Consider the following 12,267-nt stretch of genomic DNA (forward strand, 5'->3'; position numbering starts at 1 on the left):
CGATTTCTTGGATTTCAGTACCGTGGAGTTACGCGAAAGTGCCTGTAATCGGGAAGTTTTCCTGAATCGCAGGCTGGCGCCGGATAGCTATCTGGGTGTGGCTCACCTGTCTGATCCCGCGGGCGGTGCCAGCGAGCCCGTGATAGTGATGCGTCGCTACCCGGACTCCGCGCGACTGGCCACGATGGTGAGAACCGGAACAGACGTCGAGCCGAATCTTGTCGCCATCGCTGAGGCGCTGGCACACTTTCACGCCGCAGCCGAACGCAGCGCCGCGATCAGCGAATCAGGAGCAGTCGACGCCGTTGCGGCCCGCTGGGAGGAGAACATCGCTGTCCTGGACGGCTTCGCGGGATCCGTGGTGAGCGATGACGCAGTCCGTGAAATAAGAACACTGTCGAGTGAATTCATCCGGGGCCGGCATCCGCTTTTTGCCGAGCGAATCGGTCGAGGTCTGATCGTTGATGGCCACGGCGACCTGCTGACCGAGGATATCTTCTGTGTATCTACCGGGCCTGTCATGTTGGACTGCTTGGAGTTCGACGATTCCCTACGCTACGTCGACTGTGTCGATGACGCAGCGTTCCTGGCGATGGATCTAGCGTTCCTAGGCCGCGACGATCTGGCCGATTACTTCATCGATCAGTACGCGCGGTCGGCCCGAATCGATACTCCACAATCGTTGTGGCATTTCTACATTGCGTACCGTGCCGTGGTCCGGGCGAAGGTGGACTGCATCCGATTCACGCAGGGGCATCCGGCGTCGGCGGCAGAGGCAGTCGCGCACCTTGAATTAGCGCGCCAGCGACTTCGGGCGGGCGCGGTGCGGCTGATCCGAATCGGCGGTGGGCCAGGTACCGGAAAGACAACGCTCGCTACTGCATTGGGGGAAAAGACGGGAGCGCAGGTACTTTCGACCGATACAGTGCGCCAACAGCTGCACGAGCAAGGTGCCATAGTTGGCGATTCTGGCACCCTCGACAGTGGATTGTACTCCGCACAGAATGTCGCAACGGTGTACGAGACCGTGCTGCAGCGTGCGCGAGAATTCCTGACGCGTGGCCAGTCAGTGATCCTCGATGGAACATGGCGTGACCCTCATCAGCAAGAGCAGACCCGCTGTCTCGCCCGCGAAACACACGCCCTGCTATATGAATTCGAATGCCACTTGCCGCTTTCTGCTGCCCAGAACAGAATTGCTCACCGCGGGCCTACGCTCTCGGACGCCACTTCTGACGTCGCCGCCGCCTTCGGCGCGGCCGTGAGCACGTCAGACACGGCGCATCCCATCGACACCAGCCGGCCAGTCGCAGAGTCGGTAGCTCAGATCGAGGCGGTCTTGTCAGCCTCGTAGGGCTCTCCGGTATGGCGCGAGCGCTAGATCAAGGAGACGACATGCAACGATTTCACTTGGGTTCAATCCCCGTGGCACGGATCGGCTTCGGCACCATGCAACTGCCAGGACCCGGCGTGTTTGGACCACCGCAGGACCGGGAGCGGGCCTTGGGGTGTTGCGGCGAGCAGTGCAGCTGGGCGTCGATCACATCGACGCGGCGCAGTTCTACGGGCCCGATGTCGCCAACGAGCTCATCAACACGGCGCTGTATCCGTGTCCGCAGCAGTTGGCACTGGTCAGCAAGGTGGGTAACCGGCGCACTGACACTGGAGGTTGGCTGCCTGCCCAGGAACCCGACGAGTTCCGCCATGACATCGAGGCGGGCGATCCCAACCAGCCAAGTCGATTGAACCGTAGGCAATTCGAACGTCAGCTGACCAGCACGATCCAAGCCAGGGACGAAGGTTTGATCGCCGGTATCGGTCTGAGCAATATCAGTCTCGGTCACTTCTTTTTGCGACCGAACACACCGAAATCGTGTACGTACAAAACGCCTTCAAACCTCGTTGACCGATCGTCGCAGTCCCTGCTGGACGAGTGCACCACGCGCAATATCGCGTTTGTCCCGTTCTTCCCGCTCGGTTCGGGCTTTGCCGCCAACAACCCAGTTCTGGGAAAGGATACGGTGCGGCGCACTGCGGCACGCCTCCGCCCGAACCGGAATAACAAGGAATGTAACAGTTTTCACCGTCTGTGGCCGCGGTCCTATCTGGGTCAACAGCGCGATCTCGTGTTCGGCGAACTTCCGGTCGACGTAACCCATGCTTCATCGATCAGCCCTTGGCCAGTGCGACGAGGTCGGCGTGACGGAAGATTTGGCCACCGACGGCCCAGGTGCCGTCGGTTTGTTCATTAATGAGGACCCACACGCGCAGCGCCTGGTCGAGACCGAGGCCGGCGGCGGCGAGAACGAGGCTGGTAACTTCTTTGGCTAGTCCGGCCTTCCGGTCGTCATTGAGCGCGAACTGCGGAACGGTCACATCAACACGGAACCGGGGCTCGGCGTCGGCCGCGGTCACCTGTGCACCTGCAGGCAGTTCGTACAGGTAAGACCAGCTGAGGGCCTTGAAGAAGTCGTTATCGGGGGCGCCTTCCCACTTGAGCAGGGTGCGGGCCAGCTCCTGCTGGATGGTGGTGCGGCCTTCGTCGGTCAAAGCGCCTGCGGGGACGGTCAACTGGATTTGCGGCATTTCTCTCCTTGGTTGAGGTGGTATTAGTTGAGGTCGAGCGGGGGCCGGTGCAACACGACTTTGGTGGTGCGTTCGGCGTAGGCGGCGGGGGCGTCATCCCAGTCGGCCAGGAGGGTGGTAACGCGTTCGGCTTTGAAGCCCGTGTGGGCGATGTACGCAAGTAGTTCGGGGAGCACGGGCCGTACGTGGGAGACGCCGACCTGCAGGGTGGCGCAGGTGGCGTACATGTCCATGACGGGCAGCTTCGTGTTGGTGCTGACGTAGTAGCCAGTGCCGACACACACTCCGCCGGGGGCGAGGGCGCGGAGCCCTTCGCGAAGACCCCTGCCCGTTGATGCGGCCTCTACGACGATGTCGTATCCCGACCGTCGCGCTGCGGAGCCGAGTTTGGTGACGAGGTGGACGCGGGCGCCAAGGGCGGCGGCGATAGCGAGGCGGTCTTGATCTTGGTCGGTGTAGTCGACCTCAGCCCCGTGAGCGACCGCGAGACCAGCGGCATAGAGGCCGATGCTTTTGCCGCCGCCACCGAGCACGAGCACCCGGCCGCCGGGCCGCTGCTGTAGGGCTGGCACGACGGCACGCCACGCATCGGAGAGGTTGTCGCTGGCGGCAGCGATGCGCAGCGGATCGAGACCCTCCGGCACTTTGACGAGCATGTGACCGGCGTACGGGATGCGCAGCATGTCGGTGACCATGCCGCCCCACGGCCCGCATTGGGGGCCAAAGCCGAACGCGGCCAATGTCTTACCTGGGCTGATCGCGCCCATGGTGGAGCACTTCGCAGTCAAGCCGCGCAGACACTGCGGACAGGTGCCGCAGGACAGCGCCCACGGCACAACCACAACATCACCCACCTTAAGGTCGGCGACGTCGTTTCCCGTGGCGGTGACTTGGGCGATGCATTCGTGCCCAATTCCGAACGGACCCTTGAACGGTCGAGATCCCACGATGTGACCGATGACCGGGTCGATGAGACCGAGTTTGAGTCCTGCCTGCATCGGCAATGACACCGGCCGATGCAACGGCAGGGTGTCACCATCGCACCGGCTAGCCACGAACGGGCGGACGAGGACGTCCGTGCTTGCCTGCAGGGTGGGTTCGGGCCGCTCGAACCACTGCAGGCGACCAGCGCGTACGAATGTCAGCTCACGCATCAGGCAGAGTGAAAATCGGTTTGTGGCCCGGGTTTTCGCCCGCGAGTACGTCCGGGATCTGTTCCCAGGCGTACACGCCGCTGGTTACCAGTTCCGGCTGCAGCTTGCCGTTGATGACGTTCTCCAGGATAGGGTCCATGGCGGGCCGGGCGTGGCCCTTGCCGTTGTGGAAGTTCACCCCGCGCTGATAGAGCGCGAGCAGTGGCAGTGACACGTCGCGGAAGTAGATGCCGACGCTGTTGACGTAGCCCTCAGGGCGCACTGATAGCAGGGCCTTGCGGAGTTTCTCGGCGTCGCAGGTAGCGTCGACAGCCAGGTCGTACTGGTCTTCGATGGGGCCGTTGATATCACGCACTTCAGCGCCGATCTTCTCGGCCACGGCCATACGGACAGGGTCGTCGTCGTAGAACACGGTGCGGCCGCCGGCCAGGGCGGCGGCGACCTGGGCGACATAGAGGCCGATGGATCCGGTGCCTCCAAAGACGGCGATTTCAGGGTTATCGATGCCGGCCTTCTGCAGGGTTGGAACTGTCGTCTCCCACCCAAGGGCAAGGTTGTCGCTCAGCGAAGCGAGGTGAATGGGGTCGATACCGGCGGGAATAGTCAGGCAGTTGTAGTCGGCGAAGGGGACGCGGATGAGTTCGGAAAAAGTGCCGCCCCACTGGCCGTTGATAGGCAGGCCGTATTGGGCGTCACCGTGCTTGAGACAACGGGCCGGGTGACCGAGCTGACACTCGGCGCAGGTGCCGCAAGCGATGTGCCAGGCAACTGAGACGATGTCGCCGATGTTGAGCGTACAGCCGGGACCGACCTCCATGACACGGCCAACGCATTCGTGGCCGATGGGGAAGGGGCCGAGCTTCGCAAGGGGCACCTTGTCCTGGATGGTCCATTGATCCAAGTCGCAGGTGGTGGCCGCGATAGGCCGGATCAGGGCGTCGGCGGGGTCAATGAGTACCGGTGCGTCGACGTCGTCGAATCGCAGTTCGCGGGGACCAACAAACGTCAAGGCGCGCATGTGAGTTGCTCCTGATGTCGGGGACGATGTGGCCTTTAGTTTTCGCCGACGCGACACGCAATTTTGTCCTTATACGACAAAGGCTTATCTTTGGGCGACAATTCGGGTATGACTGTTGTTCGTTCCGCGACTTTGCGCGGCTTCCGTGAGGTCGTGACAGGGCTGAACGGCGATCCGGTGGACTTGGTGTTGCGGTTCGGTTTGCCACCTGAATGTCTAGGTCAGGACGACGTTCTCATTGATGCGCCTGCAACGACCGCGATGCTCGAAGAGGCGGCGGCCCAGCTCAACGCCCCTGACCTTGGCTTGCGGCTTGCGTCCGCGCAGTCGTTGTCGGTTCTTGGACCGTTGGCGGTCGCGGTCACCAATTCGCCCACTATTGGGGACGCGGTTGACTGTTTGACCCGCTACATCTCGGTGCACAGCCGGATGGTCAGTCTGGCTACCAAGACGGACCCGCTGGGTAAACCTGACACGGTCGCGCTGATATACCGGCCGGCCGGCCGCTCGGGACCTGTGCAAGCCGGTGACCTGGGTGTCGGGTCTGCGCACAGGGTCATCAGTTACCTGAATCGCGGCCCGTACAAGTTGCGCAGCGTCGAACTCCCGTATGAACCCGCGGCCCCGCCTGCGGCGTACCGGGAATTCTTCGGCGCGCCGGTGCACAGTGGTCGGGTGCGGGGCGGGGTGATGCTGCGGCTAGCCAGTGATGTGCTCGCCACGCCGTTGCGCGGGGTGGATGACACCATCCATCAACTCGCGCTCGCCTACCTTGCACGGCGCAGCGCCACCCGCGGCCAAGACGTCGTCTCCCGGATGCGCACTGCGGTCCAGGAATCGCTCGGCACCGGCTCCACGAACCTAAACGCGGTTGCCCGTCTGCTCCTACTTCATCCCCGCACACTGCAACGACAACTTGCGAGCGCGGGGGCCTCGTTCGAGCAGATTGTCGACGATGAACGCCGCGACAAGTCGCTGCGGCTGCTGATCGGCACAGAACTGCCGGTGGGGCAGATTGCGGCGATGATCGGGATGAACGAACAGGCGTCGTTCACTCGCGCCGCGCGCCGTTGGTGGAACGCCACCCCGTCACAGACGCGCCAACACCGTCACTAAGGCGTTTGTCGTCAGAAGACAATTGAATGTCGTATGGCGACAAAATTGCAGAGGTTGAGCGGACGATTGTTGACGCATGAAAACTCGCGAAACGGTGTCGGGGACGGCATCGCTTCCGGCGCACGTCGACATTCTGGTCGTCGGCGCTGGCCTGTCCGGTGTCGGTGCCGCCTACCGGCTGCAGACTGAATGCCCCAACATGTCGTACGTCATCCTCGAAGCCCGCGACACCCTCGGCGGCACCTGGGACCTGTTCCGCTACCCGGGTATCCGTTCGGACTCGGACATGTTCACCCTCGGCTACCCGTTCAAGCCATGGAAAGACGCAAAAGCCATCGCCGACGGCGCCTCCATCCTGAGCTACATCCGCGAGACCGCTGAAGAGTTTGGCATTGACCAGAACATTCGCTACGGCGCGAAAGTCACCTCAATTGACTGGTCGAGCCGCGACCGACGCTGGAACATCACCGTTGAGCGGGACGGGCAGATTACCTCGGTCACTGCTGGATTCGTCTACGCCTGTGCGGGCTACTACAACTACGAGACGGGGCACGCGCCAGAGTTCCCGGGGCAGGAGAACTTTCGGGGCCAGTTCGTGCATCCACAGTTCTGGCCCGAAGACCTCAACTATGACGGCAAGAAGGTCGTTGTCATCGGGTCCGGCGCCACAGCGGTCACGCTGCTTCCAGCGATGGCATCGGAGACGACGCATGTGACGATGCTGCAGCGCAGCCCGACCTGGATCAGCGCCGTTCCGAGCCGGGACAAGAAGGCCGACTGGCTGCGCCAGCACCTCCCGGAACAGGTGGCTCATCGCGTGGCGCGCGCGAAAAACGTGGCATTCAGCATCGGATTCCACCAGTTCTGTGAGCGCTTTCCGAAACGCGCCCGCACCCTGCTGCAGTCTCAAACGACTCGCATCCTGGGTGCGGAAGCTGTCGAGGAGCACTTCACTCCGACCTACCGCCCGTGGGAACAGCGCCTGTGCGCAGCGCCCGGTGCGGACATCTTCAAGGCGATCAAAGCCGGTCACGCCGAAGTTGTCACCGACACCATCGAAGAGTTCGTGTCTGACGGCATCCGGCTCACCTCCGGTCGGGTGTTGCAGGCCGACATTATCGTGTCCGCGACCGGGCTACAGCTGTCGACGTTCGGCGGCATCGAGCCCCGTATCGATGGGCATGTCGTGGATTTCGCAGACGAGTTCGTCTGGAAAGGTGCCATGGTCTCTGGGCTTCCAAACTTCGCGTTCTGCATCGGCTACACACGGCTGTCCTGGACGCTGCGCGCCGACCTGTCATCGCGGTTGGTGTGCAAGGTGTTGAACTGGATGGCCTCGAAGGATCTCGACGCCGTCACGCCAGTCGCTGACGATTCGATGGAGGCGCTGCCGCTGTTTGGGCTCACCTCCGGATATGTGCGGCGGTCGGTCGGAGCGTTTCCGAAGCAGTCCACGTGTACGCCGTGGAAGATGGAACAGAACTACGTCCCAGACGCCATCGGCACGCTGCGCAACGACTTCGCCCGCACCCTCAAGCCTGTCTCGCCTGCGTTCGCACGGTCTTGCGTCGAGCCCTGACGGAGCAGAGCACTACCCAATGTGTGCACCGGGCAACGGGCCTAGAGCGTCGTCGAGATGGAGTGGCTGCCGAATGGTCCGAGCCGATAGCCTCGCCGCCCGTGGCAACACGGGGCCTTCGACCGCATCACCACTCAGAGAAAGAACACCCCGTCATGATTCGCTTGCGCACCGTCCGCGCCGTGATGACCACCTATGTCAACGCGCTCACCAATACACCCATCCAATTCGGAATCTGGATGATGGCATTCTGGTTCTTCACCAACGGCATTTTCGCCTACATGATTTATCCCGGCATGTTCTCCACTCACATGCTGAAAACGACAATCCTGTTCGGGTTCGTGCCGGTCACCTTGAATTTGTGCCACGCTGCCTGCCACTTCATCACCGGTGGCCTCGGCCTGGTCGCAGTCCTACGCCGCGACTGGACCATCGTCTACGCGCTCGTGGCCACCGTGTGTTACATCGCGTGGGGCACTCTGGGACTCGTTGGCGGAGAAAGTGTGCGTCACCACCTCGGGGTCGATGTCTTCGGTTCCTGGGTCCACGTGATCGAAGGGATCATTCTGTTTCTGATCTGGGCGAACGACCCCAGGCTGGGCAAACGCCGTTTCGGTGCGCAAAGCCGTACCTAGAGAACGACAACGTCACTAGTGAACTATCAATAGTGCAAGCGGGTAGTCGGTGAAAGAGCTGATCTGCTGGTCGTTGACCATCGGCGACGAATTCCACGTCAACGTCACTAGCAGCATGTGGCGCGACCAGCGCCCGAGACGCCTACACATCCCAAATACTAAGAGCCGTACGACAGATCAAATCAAAATGCGACAGATCGTTGTCCGTTCTCATCCGATCTGGGGCAAGTTTCTCTTCGGTTGGCAGGTAGCTGTACTACCGGTCACTCAGCGCGGCGACATCCGTTGCGAGCGGTGGTTGAAACCGTCGGCCCGGTAACGCCGCGACACCCACGGCAGCAGCGAGGTAGCAAAGACCGGCTATCAGAGTGCAGGCCGCCGTGAGCGCGGCCAGGAATGACTGTTGCGTGGCGGCCACGAGTGTGGGGTTGTTGGTGGTCATCGCGAACGCAACCTGTACCGAGTCGGCGGCTTCTCTTGCTTTGCCGGTCGCCGCGAAAGCGCTGTCCATAAGGCGGGCGCCGAAGATGGATGAGAACAGGGAGCCGACGACAGCGACACCGAGCGTTGAGCCCAGTTCGCGGGTGGCGTCGTTGACAGCTGAGCCGATGCCGGCCCTAGATGGTGGGAGGACAAGCATGATGGATTCGGTTGCAGGAGTGGATACTAGCCCGATGCCGAGCCCCATGAGCAGCATCTGGGGGACGATGATCGTTCCGTAGGGGGTGTCGGTGTCGATGCTGCCGGCGATCCACGCCATCGCGGTGCCGAAGGAGATCAGTCCGGCGACGACGACGGTGCGGGTACCCATGCGTGGTGCGAGCAGCCCGCCGCAGACAGAACCGATCGCGATCGACAGTGCGACGGGCAGGATCCGGAGTCCGGTGTCGAGCGGGCTGAACCCGCGTAGAACCTGAAAGTACTGGGTGATGAGGAAGATGAAGCCTGCCAGAGAGAAGAAGGTGACTGTCACAGATGCGCTGGCGGCACTGAATCGGCGATCGGTAAAGAGCCTGATGTCGAGCATCGGGTGGTGGGCTGCCTGCTCAATCGTCACGAACGCCAATGCCAGAGCTGCCGCAGTCACGAGACCGAACACCGTGGCGTGGCTGTGCCAGCCCCGGACCGGGGCCTCGATGATGGTGTAGACCAAGACCCCGAGCAGGGAAATCGAGGTGATGAGACCTCGGATATCGAGCGCAGGCACGCCGGGGTCGCGTGACTCCGGCACTAGTAGGTATGCGAGCACCGCCGCCAGCAAGGCCAACGGTGCGAGCGCCCAGAAAACGCTGCTCCATGAAAAGTGTTCGAGCAGAAGGCCGCCGGTGACTGGGCCGGCCGCGACCCCAACGCCAACGACGGCACCCCACCCTGCGAGCGCGGTGGCGCGTTGACGGCGGTCCGGGAAGGTATTGGTGATGATCGACAGTGTGGTGGGAAAGATCAGCGCGGCGAAGATACCCATACTGAACCGCGCCGCGATCAACGTCCCGGTGCTAGTGGCTAGCGCCCCGAGGACGCTGGTAGCGGCGAACCCAAGCAGTCCAATGATCAGGGCCGGGCGGCGTCCGTAGCGGTCCGACAGGCTGCCGGCCGCGAGGACGAGCGCGGCGAAGCTCAGGTTGTAGCCATCGACGACCCACTGCAGGCCGCGGGTGTCGGCATGCAGTTCTACGGCGATGCTCGGTAAGGCGACGTTGACGATCGTGACGTCGAGGTTGATGGCGAGGACCGCAGCATAGACAGCGGCCAGAATACCTGCCTTGCGGTTCACGGACTGGCTCCGGAAAGGGTTGTCGTGGCGGTGGTTACCCAAGAGACGAGCCGAATCGAATGTCATTGCGAGCCCGACCGTGTGTACCAGCGGCGGATCGCCGCGGCGAATTGGCTGGGAGCGTCGGAGGGAACGAAATGACCGGCACCGTTGACGATGACAGTCTCGTGATCGGTGAAGGTCTGCTGCCACCGCCGCAGTTCTTTGTCGCCGAAGGCGAAGTCGCCGTCACCCCAGATGATCAACGTCGGCAATGCTTCGATATCGCCTAGCCTGGCCTCGATGTCGGCGAGAAAAGCTCGGCTGGAAGTGATCTCGCGAGGGAAAACCGCAGAAGCCTCCCGTCGCGACGGGCCGTCGAGGGCCTTCCTGTAGTGGTCCATCTGCCTGTTGGTCGGTGTGGTTAGCCGGTGCCCAATTGGGATCATCACGTTGACGAACAGGTTGAGTTGGCGGATCAGTAGCCGCCCAACTGGGCTGCCCATCACGTGCGACATGACTTGTATGAGCGGGTCGCTGACCGGCCATGCCCAGGTGTTGGCGAGCACCAGCCGGTCGAAGGTTTCGCGCCGGCGTTGCACCACCGAGAGTCCGATCGGTCCGCCCCAGTCATGGCCCACCAGGGTGACGTTGCTCAATCCGAGCGTCGCCACGAACGCATCGATAATCTCTGCGTGTTCGATGGGTAGATGCCGGTATCTCGACGCTGCCGTCGAGAGCCCGAATCCGGGGTAGTCGACTGCGACGCAACGGAAATCCGCTCGCAGGGATGCGATCACCGTGCTGTAGTCGAACGACCAGGTTGGGTTGCCGTGCAGGAACAGCAACGTCGGCCCCGAACCTTCGTCCACGTAGTGCACGCGGTGCCCGTCGATGTCGAGGAAACGGCTCTCGAACGGGAACAGTTCGTCATCGACCCACGCGGGTCGCTCTGCGATTGCCATGTATGGCTACACCAGCCCGATCGTGAGGGCCATGCCGAGAAACAACACGAGCTGATAGGCGCTGTTGAGCAAGGTCAATCGCACAGGCTTCAATTCGAAAGCGTTGTGCTGGAGAAGTGTGGTGGCCGAGAACGTCAACCACGCTGCGAAACCGACCAGCGGTGCCAGCCACAACGCATCACTGCCTGCGGCCATCGACACAACCTCGATGGTGACTGCCAGGCCCACCGCCGTCACTACGTTCGCGACAAGCAGCAGGGCCATATTCCTTCGGCTGGCCTTCTTGGAGTCCTCCGCGACTACCCCCGTCAATGTCGACCATAGGGTGGTGAATACCTTGCCGTACCAGGCACCCGCCACAGCCATTCCGACCACAGTGGCCATGACGACGGCCAGCCAATCGAGTTCCACTGCCAACCCCTCCCTCGTAGAATTTCCCGTATTATCCGCTGATATAATCAAGCCAACTTTAAAATAGCAAGTAGAAGGTGATGAGTCGAGATTACGGCCAGTACTGCGGGCTTGCCCGGGCCCTGGATGTGGTGGGTGACCGGTGGAATCTGTTGATTGTCCGCCAGCTCCTGATGGGACCTGCGCGGTATGGAGAACTCCGTGAAGGACTTTCCGGCGTCGCAACGAACCTGCTGACTGACCGGCTTCGCGACCTCGAAACCGCCGGCGTGATCGAGCGGCAGCTGTCCGGCGACTCCAGTGCAATTACCTACGCCCTCACCGAGTGGGGTCTACAGCTACGCGAGCCCATCAACGCTCTCGTCCGCTGGTCCACCCCATTGATGATCCGCGGACCCGAAAACGACGAATTCCGCCCGGAATGGCTCCTCATCGCGCTTCCCGCCCTTTTCGACGGACGCCTACCCATCAACCAATCCGCAACCGTGGCAATCGTTGTCGACGGCGCCATGATCCAACTACGCGCCACCGACTCCGGTATCGACATCAGCAAACCCGACGGACGAGAGCTTGACGCGGTTCTCACCGCCAACGCCCATCTTGTTCTGGGGCTCGCAGCGGGCGTGTTGTCTCTGGATGAAATCAGAGCACTCGTTGACATTGACGGCGACGAGTCCTCCCTGCGAAGCTTTTTCCAAGCATCGTGAAGCCGCTGACGAGCGACCGCGGTTGTGCACCCATTGCCACTGGCAATGGTCCCCAGGGGAGGGACTATCTCGTTAACGGTGTTCCGGCGGTTTCCATCAGTAGGTTTCAGCTGCCGGGAATCGGTCACTGAAGGTGATCGCGAACGCATTCAGAGCAGGTTTCCACCGCATCGTCCATCGTGCCCCGCCAACGCCGGTTGGGTCCAGCGATCGGGTCACCAGGTAGAGGCATTTCAGGGCAGCCTGCTCGGAGGGGAAATGGCCCCGAGCCTTGATCAGGCGTTGGCGTTTCTTGACGATCCGCGGCTCAAAAGTCGCACCCCGGTCCCGGGGCACATCGATC

General features: G+C 62.2%; 13 protein-coding genes and 1 pseudogene. 6 read left to right on the forward strand and 8 right to left on the reverse strand.

Annotated elements, in window-relative coordinates; genetic code table 11:
• On the forward strand, nt 1-1,354 hold a 1,354-nt coding region (locus B4383_RS25820; RefSeq protein ID WP_139361064.1), incomplete at its 5' end, for an AAA family ATPase.
• A 52-nt stretch (nt 1,355-1,406) separates the two neighbouring features.
• Here the strand turns inward: B4383_RS25820 and B4383_RS27505 are convergent.
• The gene (locus B4383_RS27505; protein ID WP_353615641.1) at nt 1,407-1,844 is read right to left on the reverse strand and encodes a hypothetical protein; all 438 of its coding nucleotides are present in this window, start codon (nt 1,842-1,844) and stop codon (nt 1,407-1,409) included.
• Here B4383_RS27505 and B4383_RS27510 point away from each other — a divergent pair.
• Nucleotides 1,803-2,252 carry a hypothetical protein gene (locus tag B4383_RS27510; RefSeq protein ID WP_353615640.1) on the forward strand — a complete coding sequence of 150 codons (450 nt, stop codon included), beginning with the start codon at nt 1,803-1,805 and terminating at the stop codon, nt 2,250-2,252. The two genes, B4383_RS27505 and B4383_RS27510, sit on opposite strands and share 42 nt — an antisense overlap.
• Here the strand turns inward: B4383_RS27510 and B4383_RS25830 are convergent.
• From B4383_RS25830 to B4383_RS25840, 3 genes are read right to left on the reverse strand one after another with little or no spacing between them, the layout of a single operon-like run.
• A complete protein-coding gene (locus B4383_RS25830; protein ID WP_078288194.1) occupies nt 2,170-2,586 on the reverse strand; it encodes a tautomerase family protein in 417 nt (138 codons plus the stop codon). The two genes, B4383_RS27510 and B4383_RS25830, sit on opposite strands and share 83 nt — an antisense overlap.
• Before the next feature lie 23 nt (nt 2,587-2,609).
• Nucleotides 2,610-3,740 carry an alcohol dehydrogenase catalytic domain-containing protein gene (locus B4383_RS25835; protein WP_078288195.1) on the reverse strand — a complete coding sequence of 377 codons (1,131 nt, stop codon included), beginning with the start codon at nt 3,738-3,740 and terminating at the stop codon, nt 2,610-2,612.
• Nucleotides 3,733-4,758 carry an alcohol dehydrogenase catalytic domain-containing protein gene (locus B4383_RS25840; RefSeq protein WP_078288196.1) on the reverse strand — a complete coding sequence of 342 codons (1,026 nt, stop codon included), beginning with the start codon at nt 4,756-4,758 and terminating at the stop codon, nt 3,733-3,735. Before B4383_RS25840 ends, B4383_RS25835 begins: the two co-directional genes overlap by 8 nt.
• 108 nt (nt 4,759-4,866) lie before the next feature.
• Here B4383_RS25840 and B4383_RS25845 point away from each other — a divergent pair, with 108 nt between their 5' ends.
• The 3 genes from B4383_RS25845 to B4383_RS25855 all read left to right on the forward strand — a co-directional run bounded on the left by B4383_RS25845 (nt 4,867) and on the right by B4383_RS25855 (nt 8,088).
• Nucleotides 4,867-5,874, forward strand: coding sequence for an AraC family transcriptional regulator (locus B4383_RS25845; RefSeq protein WP_078288197.1), 1,008 nt, complete (start codon nt 4,867-4,869; stop codon nt 5,872-5,874).
• Nucleotides 5,875-5,950: 76 nt separating this feature from the next.
• Entirely contained in the window at nt 5,951-7,453 is a 1,503-nt protein-coding gene (locus tag B4383_RS25850) for an NAD(P)/FAD-dependent oxidoreductase (RefSeq protein ID WP_139361065.1), read from the forward strand.
• Nucleotides 7,454-7,608: 155 nt separating this feature from the next.
• Nucleotides 7,609-8,088 carry a hypothetical protein gene (locus tag B4383_RS25855; RefSeq protein ID WP_078288198.1) on the forward strand — a complete coding sequence of 160 codons (480 nt, stop codon included), beginning with the start codon at nt 7,609-7,611 and terminating at the stop codon, nt 8,086-8,088.
• 256 nt (nt 8,089-8,344) lie between these two features.
• Here B4383_RS25855 and B4383_RS25860 read toward each other — a convergent pair whose 3' ends face one another.
• The 3 genes from B4383_RS25860 to B4383_RS25870 all read right to left on the reverse strand — a co-directional run bounded on the left by B4383_RS25860 (nt 8,345) and on the right by B4383_RS25870 (nt 11,217).
• Nucleotides 8,345-9,862 (reverse strand): MFS transporter, encoded by a 1,518-nt coding sequence (locus B4383_RS25860; RefSeq protein WP_286150547.1) that lies wholly within the window; start codon nt 9,860-9,862, stop codon nt 8,345-8,347.
• A gap of 62 nt (nt 9,863-9,924) precedes the next feature.
• Nucleotides 9,925-10,806 (reverse strand): alpha/beta fold hydrolase, encoded by an 882-nt coding sequence (locus tag B4383_RS25865; protein WP_078288200.1) that lies wholly within the window; start codon nt 10,804-10,806, stop codon nt 9,925-9,927.
• Between the two features lie 6 nt (nt 10,807-10,812).
• The gene (locus B4383_RS25870) at nt 10,813-11,217 is read right to left on the reverse strand and encodes a DUF1761 domain-containing protein (protein WP_078288201.1); all 405 of its coding nucleotides are present in this window, start codon (nt 11,215-11,217) and stop codon (nt 10,813-10,815) included.
• A gap of 80 nt (nt 11,218-11,297) precedes the next feature.
• Between B4383_RS25870 and B4383_RS25875 the strand changes: the two genes are divergently transcribed.
• On the forward strand, nt 11,298-11,924 hold the full coding sequence (locus B4383_RS25875) for a helix-turn-helix domain-containing protein (RefSeq protein WP_078288259.1): 627 nt from the start codon (nt 11,298-11,300) through the stop codon (nt 11,922-11,924).
• A 96-nt stretch (nt 11,925-12,020) separates the two neighbouring features.
• Here the strand turns inward: B4383_RS25875 and B4383_RS25880 are convergent.
• Nucleotides 12,021-12,267, reverse strand: a pseudogene (locus tag B4383_RS25880) (hypothetical protein); the annotation flags it as partial.

The organism is Mycobacterium sp. D16R24, assembly GCF_002013385.1.
Classification (GTDB): Bacteria; Actinomycetota; Actinomycetes; order Mycobacteriales; family Mycobacteriaceae; genus Mycobacterium.